The organism is Collinsella vaginalis, from assembly GCF_900176655.1.
GTDB classification, from domain to species: Bacteria; Actinomycetota; Coriobacteriia; order Coriobacteriales; family Coriobacteriaceae; genus Collinsella; species Collinsella vaginalis.
Genome location: NZ_LT838842.1, coordinates 272520 through 286464 on the forward strand (window position 1 = coordinate 272520; position 13945 = coordinate 286464).

General features: G+C 67.0%; 10 protein-coding genes, 1 tRNA gene and 2 pseudogenes. 9 read left to right on the forward strand and 4 right to left on the reverse strand.

What is annotated here, in order from left to right:
* Together CAP13_RS01165 and pknB are read left to right on the forward strand one after the other, a co-directional pair.
* A partial coding sequence (locus tag CAP13_RS01165; protein ID WP_143764868.1) for a peptidoglycan D,D-transpeptidase FtsI family protein occupies window positions 1-1497 on the forward strand: 1497 nt, incomplete at its 5' end.
* A gap of 11 nt (window positions 1498-1508) precedes the next feature.
* Window positions 1509-3434 (forward strand): Stk1 family PASTA domain-containing Ser/Thr kinase, encoded by a 1926-nt coding sequence (gene pknB, locus CAP13_RS01170; RefSeq protein ID WP_085829841.1) that lies wholly within the window; start codon window positions 1509-1511, stop codon window positions 3432-3434.
* Here pknB and CAP13_RS10445 read toward each other — a convergent pair.
* Window positions 3343-3933: an FAD:protein FMN transferase gene (locus CAP13_RS10445; RefSeq protein ID WP_085829842.1), complete on the reverse strand. Its 591-nt coding sequence runs from the start codon at window positions 3931-3933 to the stop codon at window positions 3343-3345. The two genes, pknB and CAP13_RS10445, sit on opposite strands and share 92 nt — an antisense overlap.
* 2359 nt (window positions 3934-6292) lie before the next feature.
* Here CAP13_RS10445 and CAP13_RS01185 point away from each other — a divergent pair.
* A complete protein-coding gene (locus CAP13_RS01185) occupies window positions 6293-7642 on the forward strand; it encodes an LPXTG cell wall anchor domain-containing protein (RefSeq protein ID WP_097677653.1) in 1350 nt (449 codons plus the stop codon).
* A gap of 90 nt (window positions 7643-7732) precedes the next feature.
* On the opposite strand, the gene CAP13_RS01190 is transcribed toward CAP13_RS01185, so the two are convergent.
* Window positions 7733-8461 (reverse strand): MerR family transcriptional regulator, encoded by a 729-nt coding sequence (locus tag CAP13_RS01190; protein ID WP_085829845.1) that lies wholly within the window; start codon window positions 8459-8461, stop codon window positions 7733-7735.
* 119 nt (window positions 8462-8580) lie between these two features.
* Between CAP13_RS01190 and nirJ2 the strand changes: the two genes are divergently transcribed.
* Genes nirJ2 through CAP13_RS01205 form a run of 3 tightly spaced genes read left to right on the forward strand, consistent with a single transcriptional unit; the run spans window position 8581 to window position 11039 of the window.
* The gene (gene nirJ2, locus CAP13_RS01195) at window positions 8581-9582 is read left to right on the forward strand and encodes a putative heme d1 biosynthesis radical SAM protein NirJ2 (RefSeq protein WP_085829846.1); all 1002 of its coding nucleotides are present in this window, start codon (window positions 8581-8583) and stop codon (window positions 9580-9582) included.
* Window positions 9583-9616: 34 nt separating this feature from the next.
* Window positions 9617-10639 carry an ABC transporter substrate-binding protein gene (locus CAP13_RS01200; RefSeq protein ID WP_085829847.1) on the forward strand — a complete coding sequence of 341 codons (1023 nt, stop codon included), beginning with the start codon at window positions 9617-9619 and terminating at the stop codon, window positions 10637-10639.
* Window positions 10623-11039 (forward strand): LPXTG cell wall anchor domain-containing protein, encoded by a 417-nt coding sequence (locus tag CAP13_RS01205; protein WP_179184870.1) that lies wholly within the window; start codon window positions 10623-10625, stop codon window positions 11037-11039. Before CAP13_RS01200 ends, CAP13_RS01205 begins: the two co-directional genes overlap by 17 nt.
* 90 nt (window positions 11040-11129) lie before the next feature.
* Here the strand turns inward: CAP13_RS01205 and CAP13_RS01210 are convergent, their stop codons facing one another.
* Entirely contained in the window at window positions 11130-11858 is a 729-nt protein-coding gene (locus tag CAP13_RS01210) for a MerR family transcriptional regulator (protein WP_085829845.1), read from the reverse strand.
* 134 nt (window positions 11859-11992) lie between these two features.
* Between CAP13_RS01210 and CAP13_RS10450 the strand changes: the two are divergent.
* The 3 genes and pseudogenes from CAP13_RS10450 to CAP13_RS01220 all read left to right on the forward strand — a co-directional run.
* Window positions 11993-12445 (forward strand): annotated as a pseudogene (locus CAP13_RS10450) (radical SAM protein); the annotation flags it as partial.
* Window positions 12424-12618: pseudogene (locus CAP13_RS10455) on the forward strand (hypothetical protein); the annotation flags it as partial. The pseudogenes CAP13_RS10450 and CAP13_RS10455, both read left to right, overlap by 22 nt.
* Before the next feature lie 129 nt (window positions 12619-12747).
* Window positions 12748-12945, forward strand: a complete 198-nt coding sequence (locus tag CAP13_RS01220; RefSeq protein WP_085829850.1) for an ATP-binding cassette domain-containing protein — start codon at window positions 12748-12750, stop codon at window positions 12943-12945.
* Window positions 12946-13147: 202 nt separating this feature from the next.
* Here the strand turns inward: CAP13_RS01220 and CAP13_RS01225 are convergent.
* A tRNA-Arg gene (locus tag CAP13_RS01225) sits at window positions 13148-13223 on the reverse strand.
* Window positions 13224-13945 lie beyond the last annotated feature (722 nt).

A 13945-nucleotide genomic window follows, 5' to 3' on the forward strand; every position in this document is an offset into this window, starting at 1 on the left:
GCCCGCCCCGGCTCGCGCCTGCGTCGCCGCGTCCTCGACACCCCCGAGTCCGGCGTGCTCGGGCGCGTCGCCCTGGCCAACCGCCTGACGCGCGAGGTCCTGCTCTTCACCTTGCTGTTCGCCGCCCTCATCGGCAACCTCACCTATGTGATGGTCATCAAGGCCGGCGAGTACCAGAGCATGCCGAGCAACAACCATACCATCGCGAAGGCCGCCTACGTGAAACGCGGCTCCATCATCACCTCCGACGGCGTCACGCTCGCCGAGTCGATCCAGCAGTCGGACGGCACCTACGTGCGCTCGCACCCCAACGGCAACCTCGCCGCGCACGCCGTGGGCTATTACTCCATGCAGTATGGGTCAACGGGCATCGAGGCCTCGCAGAACGACACCTTGACCGGCTCCAAGGACTATTCAAGCTGGCAGAATGCCTTGAACTCGCTCGCCGGCGCCACGCAGCCCGGCAACTCCGTGAAGCTGACGATCGACTCGCGCATCCAGAAGGCCGCCGAGGAGACGCTCTCCGGCTACACCGGCGCCATCGTGGTCCTCGACCCGAAGACCGGCGCGGTCCTCGCCTGGGCGAGCTCGCCGAGCTACAACAACGACGACGTGCAGTCCGCCCTCGCCGACGCCCAGTCAGGCGGGTCGGGCATGTACGACCGCGCCACGCAGGCCCTCTACACCCCGGGCTCGACCTTCAAGGTCGTGACCCTCGCCGCCGCCCTGGAGACGGGGACCGCGACGCTCACGAGCACCTACGACGCCCCGGGCTCCATGGAGATCGGCGGCGCCGACGTCACCAACATCCGCGGCACCAACTTCGGCCGTATCTCGCTGCGCACGGCCTTCGCCTACTCGGCGAACACCGTGTTCGGCCAGGTCGCCAACGAGGTGGGCGCCGATCAGCTCGTGCAGTTCGCCCGCGCCTTCGGGTACGGCCAGAGCCTCGGCTCCAACTTCACCACCGCGGCCTCGATCATGCCCGACCCGAGCCTCATGACCGAGTGGGAGCTCGCCTGGGCGGGCGCGGGGCAGCCGGTCGGGCAGGGGCACACCCCCGGTCCGCAGACGACGGTAATGCAGGGGGCCGTGATGGCCGCCGCCGTCGCCAACAACGGCGTCGTCATGAACCCCTACGTCGTGGCACAGACCCTCTCTCCCGAGGGGACCGTCGTGAAGACGACACAGCCGCGCTCACTCGGTCAGGCTCTTTCCGCCGGGTCGGCGTCCGAGCTCAAGGACGCCATGCTCGCCGTCGTCGAGGACGGATCCGGCGACGCCGCCTCCGTCTCGGGCGTCAAGGTGGCCGGCAAGACCGGTACCGCCGAGACCTCCTCGACGAACGTCAACTCGGCATTCGTGGGTTTCGCCCCCTTCGATAACCCCACCGTGGCGATCTCCGTCATGGTTGAGAACTACGATCAACATGGCGTCTCCGCCGCCGCCCTCGCCTCCAAGGTGATTGCAGCGGCGCTCGAGGCGCAGGGACTGTAAGGAGTCGACTGATGGAAGAGCAGCACGTACTCGGAGGGCGCTACGTCCTGAAGGACAGGGTCGGCGCCGGTGGCATGGCCTCCGTCTACCGGGCTCAGGACCAGGTTCTCGACCGCACCGTCGCGGTCAAGATCATGTTGCCTCAGTACGCGGGGGACGCGACCTTCGCCGCCCGCTTCAAACAGGAGGCGAAGGCGGCGGCCGGCCTCTCCAGTCCCTATATCGTGGGGGTCTACGACTGGGGCAAGGACGGGGACACCTACTACATCGTCATGGAGTACCTGCGCGGAACCGACCTCAAGAGCGGCGTGCGCAGCCACGGTGCCCTCGATCCCCAGAAGGTCGCCCAGATCGGCTCCCAGATCTGCGGCGCCCTCTCCGTGGCCCACAAGCACGAGATAATCCACCGCGACATCAAGCCGCAGAACATCATGGTGCTGCCCGACGGCAACATCAAGGTGATGGACTTCGGCATCGCGCGCGCCAAGAACAGCCACCTCACGCAGGACAACAACGTGCTCGGCACCGCGCACTACGTCTCCCCCGAGCAGACGCGCGGCCAGGAGCTTGGCCCCACGTCCGACATCTACTCCCTCGGCGTCGTCATGTACGAGTGCGCCACGGGCCAGGTGCCCTTCGACGGCGACGACGCCATCTCCGTCGCCATGAAGCAGGTGAGCGAGATCCCCGTCCCGCCGAGCCAGATGAACCCCGGTGTGGACCCGGCGCTCGAGCGGATCATCCTGAAGTGCATGGAGAAGGATCCGGCAAACCGCTTCCAGTCGGCCGACGAGCTCCGCGAGGTGCTGAACTCCTACATCGCCGGGCGCGCGGTCGACGTGCCGGAGCCCACGCGCGTCATCCCGGGTGCGGCGCCCACCAACCTTCTGAACAGCCACACGCAGGTCATGGCCAAGGCCGCCGCCCCCGGGCAGACGGCTGCGGCGGCGCGGGTCGGCCTGTCGGACTCCTACGCCGGCACCGGCGAGGAGAAGCGCGGCATGGGCAAGGGCAAGGTCGCCGCGATCGTGATCGCCGCGATCGTGCTCATCGCCGCCGCGGCCTTCGCCATCACGAACCTCATCGGCAACAGCGCCGCCGGCGTGAACGTGCCGAACGTGATGGGTATGACGCAGGACGAGGCGCAATCCCAGCTCGAGGAGTCCGGCTTCACGGTCAAGGTTGAAGAGCAGTACTCCACGGATAACGACAAGGGCAAGGTCATAGACCAGACGCCGAAGGGCGGCACCACCGCCGACAAGGGGTCCGCGGTGACCGTCGTGATCTCCCAGGGCGCGGAGCCCGTGAAGACCGTCTCGGTGCCCGACCTCGACGGCATGACGCAGTCGGAGGCCGAGGCAGCGCTCAAGGCGGCGAACCTCACCGGCAAGGCCACCGAGGTGGAGAACGACGATGTGGACGCCGGCACGGTCTTCTGGCAGAGCCAGGACGCCGGCACCACGGTGGACGAGGGCACCGAGATCGAGTACCAGGTGGCCAAGGCGTCCGAGACCGTGAACGTCCCCGGCGTGCTCGGCAAGAGCTACACCGAGGCCTCGAACGCGCTGTCGACCGCCGGCTTCAAGGTTGTGAACGGCGGCAGCGACTACAGCGACGACTACGCCGAGGGCCAGGTCATGAGCCAGAGCGTGACGGGCAGCGCCAAGAAGGGCACCGAGGTGACCCTTGTGGTCTCGAAGGGCCCGAAGACCCTGACCGTGAACGTCGACAACCTGGGGCTCGTCGGCATGACGCAGCAGCGGGCGCAGCGCACGCTCGCGGCTGCGGGCCTCAAGTACTATGTCTCGAGCAACGAGAGCAGCAGCACGGTGCCGAGCGGCAGCGTCATCTCCTACTCCCCCGGCGGCGAGCAGGAGGCGGGCGCCACGATCTCGCTTGTGATCTCAACCGGCTCGGGCACGGGCGGCGGGAACTAGCGGGGTTGCCCCGCAGGGGACCGAGCGGCGGGGCGCTCGCCTGCGGCGCCGTCGCGAGCTCGAGGGTTGTCCGTGGGGTCGGTGGCGGTAGCGCGTTTGGCCGCCTTCCTGGCAGAACGGCGATCGCCCGCGGAATCACCTCTCGGGCCGCATCGACAGCGTGAATTTGATAGCATGCCTTGAATGGCGCCCCGTGCATCGCGGGGCGCCAATCTTTATCCGGTNCACCGGCCGTGATGTCGAAACGGCCGCCCGAACGCGCGCAGTATGAGAGTGACAGTCGCACGAGCTCCGCCGTCTCGGGATCAACGGCCACCGGGGCACCGCCCGCGCGGTTGAGGCGCCCGATATCGGAATCAGCGCGCGTGTGGCTGAAGAGATCCTCGTAGCGCGCGCACTGCGCCTCGGCGGAGGCGAGGGCGGCCTCCGACTCCTCACCTGCTGCAACCAGGGTGCAGGGCACGTCAAAGGCGAAGAATGACCGTGTATCGAATTTCATAGTTAGAATCTGCTAACTCTTAGAGCACTTTATGTTAGACATGGTTTACTATAACAGAGTTGCACAACTGCTATGGAGGTGTCAGGCCCTCAGACAGGAGGAATCATGCGCGCGTCCCTATCCTTCAGAGGCGCCGTGGCCGCTGCCGCCATCGTCGCCGGGCTCGGGCTCCCGCTCGCCCACCCCGCCCTCGCAGATGAGGCCAGCACGGCCGCTGCGCCAATTGAACGAACCGCCGCCGAGAACACGGTGTACTTCATGCGGGACACCTACCCGAACTTCTCCGATCAGATCGCCACCGCGGTGAGCCAGGGCGCCAACGAATTCCGCCTCGGAACCGATGTGACCTCCGGCGGGACGGTCACCATCCCGAGCTCGTTCACGCTTTTGCGCGGCTGGGAAAGCAGCTTCTTCTCCGGTGAGGGACCCAAGACGCACCAGATCGGCTATGCGAACGATCTCAAGGTGGTCTTCCCCGCCGGCTCGAACATAACCGTCGACCACATCGATTTCTTCCGCTCCACCCGGCGCAGCGACTGGGTGGGATCGACGGTCACGGTCGAGCAGGGCGCCACCGTCACCTTCTCGAATGTGAACTTCTCCAACACGCCCGTCATCAACGGCACGGCGATCTTCGAGAACTGCACGTTCGCCACGGGGAAGATCGAGAACAACGGATCGGCCACCTACACCGGCACCACCGTCGAGCCGGAGAACATCGGCACGCCCTCTGAGAGCGCCTACGCGCCGCTGGCCCTCAGCGCGGTCCAGCGGTCCTTCACCTCGCTCGTACAGGGGAGCGCTGCCTCCGAGGCCATAGACGTCGAGGTCAAGGGCACCAAGGCGGCCGAGGCAACGCTCAGCGCCACCGTGGACGCGGCCTCGGGCCTCACCGCCTCGGTCGCGAACGGCAAGCTCGCCCTCGCGGGCACGGCTGAGACCCCCGGCACCTACACCGTCACCCTCACCGCGCGAGCCACAAAGACGGACGGCACGGAGGACACCGCCTCGATGACCTTCCCCGTGACCGTGGTCAAGCCCATCAGCGCCGCGCTCACCGGTGAGCTGCAGGCCTTCGTCTCGACAACCGGCAAGACCGGGACGCCCACGGCCGCGAGCTCCGCTCAGCCCTTCGCCGCCCGCGCGTCGGCGAGCTCCGGCGGAGGCGGCGGGCTCAACAACACCCCCACCAACAAGCTCGGCCTCACGGTCACCGAGGGGGACGGCGAGGCNCCGTGCATCGCGGGGCGCCAATCTTTATCCGGTTGCTATGCGCTGTGCACGGACGGGGATTGCCAGCGGGCCGGAGTGTGTGGCGTGCCACCCGTCAACGTGGAGCCAGCAGGTCGGCGTGTCGGGTGTTGCGGCGTGATCAGGTTGGCACACCAGGCGGCGGTGTGGGGCAGGATTGCGTGGCGGACACCGGGCGGACGCAGGGTGTCGTGACGTGGCCGCGCACATGGAATGGGAGCAGAACGCCTTCTCGGGGCAGCTCAAAAGGCGTTTTGCCTGAGAAGGCGGTCGCGAGTATGTTTTCTGGTCCATACGGAGCCGCGATGGGGAACGGCAAGCGTCGAAGCACGGTTGCCGACGCCGGGGCTTGTTACATGAGCCAAGGCTTGGCACACGATCGAAGCCGAAAGCGATTTGATCCTCAATGAGCTGAGTTGTAATGAGGATTTGGACCTCGATGGTCCGGGTTGTGTTGCAGATTCGGGCTGCGATGGGCACCTGGTTGTGTTGCAGATTCGGACCTCAATGGGCCGTTGGGCTATATTGCGGATTCGAGCCTCTGTGGACCGCCGGGCCGTATTGCATTTTCTTGAGCTATGAATAGATTTCCCTGCGAATAGGCCTCGCTATGACCCTCTCTATGCAGAACTCAAAAAAATGCACCAGCTGTGACCAGGACTTTTTCGATTCGTACTCAGCCTGTCAGCAAACGACTATGCATAGCTCGAAAAAATGCAATTTGAGGTCGCCGGCATCTACTCTCAGAAACCAAATCCGCCCGTAGGCGCCGGGGTCGCTCGCCGGGCACCGTCACCCGCCTGCAAACGCAGTGCCCGCAAGCATTCGTTTGCCATGCTTGCAGGCACCATCCGCCCACCCGAGGGCGCCGGACTCGCCCGCGGTCACCGCCGTCCGCCCGCGTGTAGACATCAGCTGGAGCATAAAAGCGAACAGTGGGACAGCGAACGCGAGACCAGGGTCGCGCGCCCCGGCCCGCTCCCCTCATCGGCAGCGGAACACGGGAACCGGGGCCATGGCCCCAAGATCGGCGGGAACCCGGCGCCCCCCGGGCACAAGCCCGGGCGGCGCAAGGNTGAGCTTCTCGGTGACGCCGGCCGGCAGCGGCATGTCGGCATCGCTGCTCTACGACTCGGTCCTGGTTGGCGGGGCGCCCGATACGCCGGGCACCTACTACGTGAGCGCCACCGTGACCGACGGCGTCCGCAGCGCGACCACCAACGCGGTCCCCTTCCGCATCTACAGCGGCCTCGAGACCCTCGCCGAGCGCTTCTCCCAGCTCGACACCGAAACCGCGGACTGGGATATGGAGCCCTACGAGATTCCGAACACCGGCAACGCGACCGTTCCGACGCACCTCAAGAACATCTACGGCAGCCATGAGAGCGGCGTGTACGGCCAGATAGGCAGCGGCGCGAAGGCCTACGACAGCGAGACCCTGACCATCCCCGCTGGCGCCGATGTGACCATCCACAACATGAAGATCAACTCGAGCGTTCGCGTGGTCGTGGCGAAAGGTGCCAAGCTCACGCTCGTGGACTCCGTGGCCTTCGGCCCGGTCGACGTGTACGGGACCATCTCGGGCAAGGACGCCACGACGACGAACACCGTCACCCTGCACGACGGGGCGACGATGGAGGATCTCGACCTCAACAGCCACGCGCACTACCTGACCGACGGCTCCGTCGACGCGCCGACCCCCACGAGCCCGGTGGCCGTCGAGGGCGCGGTGACCGTGCGCGGCACCAACATCGTGGCGGGCGACGTGGGCGCCGCGAGCCTCGCCGGCCAGAACGCCATCGAGATGAAGCCCGGCAGCGCACTCACCCTGGCCGAGGGATCCTCCCTCGCGGCCACGGGCGGCAAGGTCGATTACGTGTACCCGTCGAACGGCGGGCACGGCATCGTCATGGGCGAGGGTTCGAAGATCAGCGGCCCCGGCACCCTGGTCGCCCAGGGCGGCGAGTCCTACCAGGGCAAGGCCGGCAACGGCATCAGCGGATCCGGTGTCGTGGACGTGAACGAGCTCACGGCTACGGGCGGCGACAGCGCGCCCGAGGGCTTCCCCACGACGAGCGGGCGCCACGGCACGGGCGGCGACGCCGTATCCTCGACCGTGCTCGTGCGGGCGAAGGTGCTCAACGCCACGGGCGGCGCGGGCGAGAACCCCGGGTCGAACGCGGTCACGCCCTACACCCCGAAGGCGGAGGACCAGAACGGTTCAGGCAACGGCTCCGGCAATGGGTCCAGCCAGGGATCTGATGCGAGCGCAGGCCAGGGCGCGGGCAACGCCTCACAGGCCGTGCAGCAGGCCAAGAAGGGCAAAGCCGCTCCCAAGGGCGCACGCGCGACGCTTCCGAAAACGGGCGACGGCGGCCTCATCGCCGGGATCGTCGCTGGGCTGGGCGGTGTGATCGCCACAGCGACCGGCGTCATCCACCTGCGTCGCCGGCGCTAGGCCGACGGACCGCATACCCGGAACGCACAAGGCGGGGCCGCGCTCCCGGAAGCGCGGCCCCGCTGCGTTACCCCGCTGCGTTACGTGGGATCAGTCTGAGAACGCGGCATCCACCGCCTCCTGCAGGAAACCCATCACCCGGTCCTGCAGCACACGGTAATCCGTCCTGTTCGAGCGCGCGCGTCCCGAGGCCTCGAACGCCTGCTCCATCTGCTCGAGACCTGCCGCGGCCCGCTCGGCACCGCCGAGGCAGAGGTAGCGCCGGGCGAGATCGCGCGCCCGGGGCCCGTCGACGGGCTCACCCTCGTTCAGCGCGGAAATCGTGTCGCCCATGAGCACGTGCCAGGCCATGAGCTCCTCGCGCGGGAACGAGACCGCACCGCCCTCGGTGCGAAAGCCCGCCTCCCAGCGCTCCTCGACACCGGCGTCGGCGGCGTCGATCGCCTGCGCGATGCGACGCCAATCGACCTCGTCGCCACCGGCGAGCTCCCCTTCGAGGATGCGCAGGACAGAGAGGTCCTTCACCAGCCTCAGCCATTCGTCGTCGAGCGCTCCCCGGCTCCGCGCGATAACCTGCCGCAGATCCTCGCCCGATTCAACCGAGGCCGCGCGAATCTCGGACAGGGTCAGGCCCAGGCGCTTGAGCGTGAGGATCCGATAGAGCTTCGCCTCATCCTCCGCGGAGTAGAGGCGCTGGTGGGAAGGGCTGAGGGAGGTTGGGGCGAGAAGGCCCTTCTGATCGTAGAACTGGATCGTGCGCACCGTCACGCCTGCACGCCGGGCGAGCGCGCCGACCGTCATGAGTCCGCTGCCGTCCACGGCACCTCCCTCTCAAACCGCCAATGCTCACTATTGTAGCGCGTCCGCCAACCCCCTCCCTTGACCGCGACGTTACGTTATCCGCTACCATGGAGCCGCCGAATAGAGGGGACAACACCATGATCGTGTCGTGGATGACGACGAACCGCTGCAACCTGCGGTGCGAACACTGCTATCAAGACGCCGCGGAGCGCACCGACCGCGAGCTCTCGACCGCCGAGGCGAAGGAGATGATCGACGGGATCGCGCGAGCGGGCTTCCGTGTCATGATCTTCTCGGGCGGCGAGCCGCTCATGCGCCCCGATATCTACGAGCTGGTGTCCTACGCCGCCGGCCGCGGGCTCCGCCCCGTCTTCGGAACGAACGGCACCCTCATCACCGACGCCGTCGCCGCCAAGCTGAAGGAGGCCGGTGCGGCGGCCATGGGCATCTCGGTCGACAGCCTCGACCGCGACCGCCACGACCAGTTCCGCGGCCTGCCCGGCGCCTTCGACCGCACCATGGCCGGCATCGAGGCCTGCCGGCGCGCGGGCCTGCCGTTCCAGATCCACACCACCGTCCTGCAGTGGAACCGCGACGAGGTCTGCGAGATCACCCGCGAGGCCGAGCGCCTCGGCGCGCGGGCGCACTACATCTTCTTCCTGATCCCCGTGGGCCGCGGCGTGAACGTGCAGCCCGAGGCCCTCGACGTGGTTGCCAACGAGGATCTCCTCTGCCAGATCATGCACACCTCGACGGAGGTCTCCATCGAGGTCAAGCCCACCTGCGCCCCGCAGTTCACCCGCGTGGCCAAGCAGCTGGGCGTCGAGACGCGCTTCAGCCGCGGCTGCCTGGCCGGCCTCACCTACTGCGTGGTGGGCAGCGAGGGCATCGTGAGGCCCTGCGCCTACATGGTCGACGAGGCGGGCGACGTGCGCGAGCAGCCCTTCGATGAGATCTGGGCCTCGTCGCCGATCTTCAAGCGCCTGCGCACCCGCGCCTACTCCGGCGCCTGCGGCAGCTGCGAGTTCGCCGAGGGCTGCGGCGGATGCCGCGCCCGTGCGGCCTACTACCACCAAGGAGACGTCATGGCGCAGGACGATTACTGCGCCCACGGTATGGGGCTCGCCTGCGCATCGTAGGCGGCGGGTAAGCCAGCAGCGGGAAGGATGCATCATGGCTTGGTATGAGAACGTGACGATAAAGGACGCGCGGAGATCGGCTTTGCGGGCCGCGCTGGTGGGGGCCTGCGCCCTCGTCCTGGCGACAGGTGCCGGCTGCGCCGCGACACCCACGGGGTCGGCGGGCTCAGACGCGACGGGAAGCGAAACAACGGCTGCCGCCACGGCTCAGGCGGTGACGTTCACCGACGCCCGCGGCAAGGAGGTCACGGTTGAGAGCCCCGAGCGCGTGGTGGCCTGCATGGGCAGCTTCGCGCATATCTGGGAGCTCGCCGGCGGAACCCTCGTGGGTGCGTCGAGCGATGCGGCAAAAGATTACAGCATCTCCTCGCAGGCGACCGACGTGGGAGATTTTTCCTCCCCTGACCTTGAGGCGATCATCGCGCTCAAGCCCGACTTCGTGATCCTGACCAGCGGTTCGGGCGGCCGCGGGGGCAACACCTCGCAGGTCGAGCTCGCCCAGTCCCTCGAGGACGCCGGCATCACCGCGGCCTGTTTCAAGGTCACGACCTTCGAAGACTACCTCGCGATGCTGAAGACCTGCACCGAGATCACCGGCCGCGACGATCTCTACCAGGAGAACGGCCAGGATGTGGCCGACCGCGTCGACGCCATCAAGGCAAAGGTTCCCGCCGACACGCACCCGAGCGTGCTCGCCGCCGTCACCTACTCGGGCGGCACGCGGGTGCAGGGCTCCGACACCGCCGTGGGATCCATCGTGACCGAGCTCGGCGGCGTGAACGTCGCCGACACCGATCAGAGCCTGCTTCGGGAGTACAGCACGGAGGCCGTGATCAAGGACAACCCGGGCTGCATCCTCATCGTGCCCATGGGGAACACGGACGACGCCGCGCGCAAGCACCTCGAGGCGTCCACGGCCGAGAACCCCGCATGGGCCGAGCTCTCAGCGGTGCGGAACAACCGCTACCAGGCGCTCGACCCCGCGCTTTTCCTGCATAAGCCCTGCGAGCGCTGGGATGAGGCCTACCAGGTCATCTACGATGCGCTGTACGCGTAGGAGCATCTGCGCGATAGCGGGGGTCGCGGGGGCGCTAGTACTCGTCGCGGCCCTCGCCCTCTCGCTCGGCTCCACCTCGGTGAGCGCGGGCGACCTGCTGGCCTGGGTCTCCGGACGGGGCGTGAGCGGCGAGGTAGCGGCGATCCTCACGCACGTGCGCCTGCCGCGGGTGGCTGCCGCCNATGGGTCCAGCCAGGGATCTGATGCGAGCGCAGGCCAGGGCGCGGGCAACGCCTCACAGGCCGTGCAGCAGGCCAAGAAGGGCAAAGCCGCTCCCAAGGGCGCACGCGCGACGCTTCCGAAAACGGGCGACGGCGGCCTCATCGCCGGGATCGTCGCTGGGCTGGGCGGTGTGATCGCCACAGCGACCGGCGTCATCCACCTGCGTCGCCGGCGCTAGGCCGACGGACCGCATACCCGGAACGCACAAGGCGGGGCCGCGCTCCCGGAAGCGCGGCCCCGCTGCGTTACCCCGCTGCGTTACGTGGGATCAGTCTGAGAACGCGGCATCCACCGCCTCCTGCAGGAAACCCATCACCCGGTCCTGCAGCACACGGTAATCCGTCCTGTTCGAGCGCGCGCGTCCCGAGGCCTCGAACGCCTGCTCCATCTGCTCGAGACCTGCCGCGGCCCGCTCGGCACCGCCGAGGCAGAGGTAGCGCCGGGCGAGATCGCGCGCCCGGGGCCCGTCGACGGGCTCACCCTCGTTCAGCGCGGAAATCGTGTCGCCCATGAGCACGTGCCAGGCCATGAGCTCCTCGCGCGGGAACGAGACCGCACCGCCCTCGGTGCGAAAGCCCGCCTCCCAGCGCTCCTCGACACCGGCGTCGGCGGCGTCGATCGCCTGCGCGATGCGACGCCAATCGACCTCGTCGCCACCGGCGAGCTCCCCTTCGAGGATGCGCAGGACAGAGAGGTCCTTCACCAGCCTCAGCCATTCGTCGTCGAGCGCTCCCCGGCTCCGCGCGATAACCTGCCGCAGATCCTCGCCCGATTCAACCGAGGCCGCGCGAATCTCGGACAGGGTCAGGCCCAGGCGCTTGAGCGTGAGGATCCGATAGAGCTTCGCCTCATCCTCCGCGGAGTAGAGGCGCTGGTGGGAAGGGCTGAGGGAGGTTGGGGCGAGAAGGCCCTTCTGATCGTAGAACTGGATCGTGCGCACCGTCACGCCTGCACGCCGGGCGAGCGCGCCGACCGTCATGAGTCCGCTGCCGTCCACGGCACCTCCCTCTCAAACCGCCAATGCTCACTATTGTAGCGCGTCCGCCAACCCCCTCCCTTGACCGCGACGTTACGTTATCCGCTACCATGGAGCCGCCGAATAGAGGGGACAACACCATGATCGTGTCGTGGATGACGACGAACCGCTGCAACCTGCGGTGCGAACACTGCTATCAAGACGCCGCGGAGCGCACCGACCGCGAGCTCTCGACCGCCGAGGCGAAGGAGATGATCGACGGGATCGCGCGAGCGGGCTTCCGTGTCATGATCTTCTCGGGCGGCGAGCCGCTCATGCGCCCCGATATCTACGAGCTGGTGTCCTACGCCGCCGGCCGCGGGCTCCGCCCCGTCTTCGGAACGAACGGCACCCTCATCACCGACGCCGTCGCCGCCAAGCTGAAGGAGGCCGGTGCGGCGGCCATGGGCATCTCGGTCGACAGCCTCGACCGCGACCGCCACGACCAGTTCCGCGGCCTGCCCGGCGCCTTCGACCGCACCATGGCCGGCATCGAGGCCTGCCGGCGCGCGGGCCTGCCGTTCCAGATCCACACCACCGTCCTGCAGTGGAACCGCGACGAGGTCTGCGAGATCACCCGCGAGGCCGAGCGCCTCGGCGCGCGGGCGCACTACATCTTCTTCCTGATCCCCGNGCAGCAAACGATGGGGAGGCCGTTGGGCGAGCGCTCGGTCTGGTTGGCCTCACTGACCTCGCGGATGCCTGGGTGGACCGCCTCTCGGGTGGGCAGCGGCAACGGGCGCGGATCGCACTCGTCGCAGCCCAGGAGACGCCGGTGCTCCTCATGGATGAGCCGACCACCTACCTCGACGCTGCCGGGTGCCACGAGGTCCTCGCGCTCGCACGCGCGTTGGCACACGAGGGCCGTACCGTGCTCACGGTGATCCACGACCTGGACCTGGCGCTCCGCTACGCCGACGAGATCGCCGTGATGGACGGGGGACGCATCGTCTGCGCCGGGACACCGGAAGACGTGCTTGATCAGGGCGTTCTGCAGCGCGTCTTCAACGTGCGCATCCGCGCCGTGGAGGATGAAGAGGGCCGCGGGTACCTGCTGTTCCCAAGGTGAGAGCGTGCGTGACCGGAGGAGCTATGCCCGCCCCAAAACACCATGTGTCTATCGGTTTGCATGATCGTTTTTGGAAGCAGAGGTCTGGTTCTTATTTCTGGCACCGTTGCGTCGATGCTCTACATTTGTTTTCAAACACGGGGATATTCGACGCAAAAAAACAGGTCAGAAGCTTTTACCGCCTCCGACCTGCTGGTTTCCCTGGTGCCCCCGGGCCGATTCGAACGGCCGACACCCGCTTTAGGAGAGCGGTGCTCTATCCCCTGAGCTACGGAGGCGCGCGTCTACACAGTGTAGCAAAAAGCCGCAGCGTCGCTTACGTGGTTGGTTAGTTCAGCCCGCGCTGATTCGGCAAAAGACCCTCGTACTCCTAAATACACGAGCATCTTCCTCGCAACGGCAACTCAGTAAAAATCTAGGGTTCTCCGTACCGTTTTTTAAGCTGCCTGCCAAGCGTTGGCGTCAGCTCACGCCCCCATCAGTCTGACCGCAGCGCCGCACAGAGCGCGACTGCATGCATGGGATGAGGGCAAAACGTCATCTCGAGGCATCTTCACGGGCATTCTGCCTGAAAGCACGGTCGCGAGTATGTTTTCAGGCCCATGTGAGCAGGCGGCGCGGGCATGGGCGCCGGAGCGTATCGCGTCCCGAAAGTGGTGCACGGTCGTCCCCCTGGGGCCCGCGGCCTCCGCCCCATCCTATGCCGGGTTTCGGCACATGACCGGTTTTCAACGGTTTGGTGTGGGTTTTGATTTCGACGCGTCTTTTTTCGTCGGTTTGGTGTGGGTTTACTAGCTTGACGTAGGTAGCACCAATTTATGCAAGCTCTTGACCTGTGGGTTTTGTCCTGAATAGAAGCGATCTACCACGGCTCCCGGTCAAAACCCACACCAAACCGACGAGAATTCAAAGGCAAATTCCAAAACCCACACCAAACCGGTTTTCTCCGCTCCGGCACACGTTCTCCGCCCTGGCACACCGCAGCGCATGCTCATGGACC

What these genes read in the sequence shown, in the direction of transcription:
- pknB (WP_085829841.1), top strand. Translation starts at nt 1,509, where the DNA reads ATGGAAGAGCAGCACGTACTCGGAGGGCGCTACGTCCTGAAGGACAGG.
- nirJ2 (WP_085829846.1), top strand. Translation starts at nt 8,581, where the DNA reads ATGATCGTGTCGTGGATGACGACGAACCGCTGCAACCTGCGGTGCGAA.
- CAP13_RS01185 (WP_097677653.1), top strand. Translation starts at nt 6,293, where the DNA reads ATGTCGGCATCGCTGCTCTACGACTCGGTCCTGGTTGGCGGGGCGCCC.
- CAP13_RS01200 (WP_085829847.1), top strand. Translation starts at nt 9,617, where the DNA reads ATGGCTTGGTATGAGAACGTGACGATAAAGGACGCGCGGAGATCGGCT.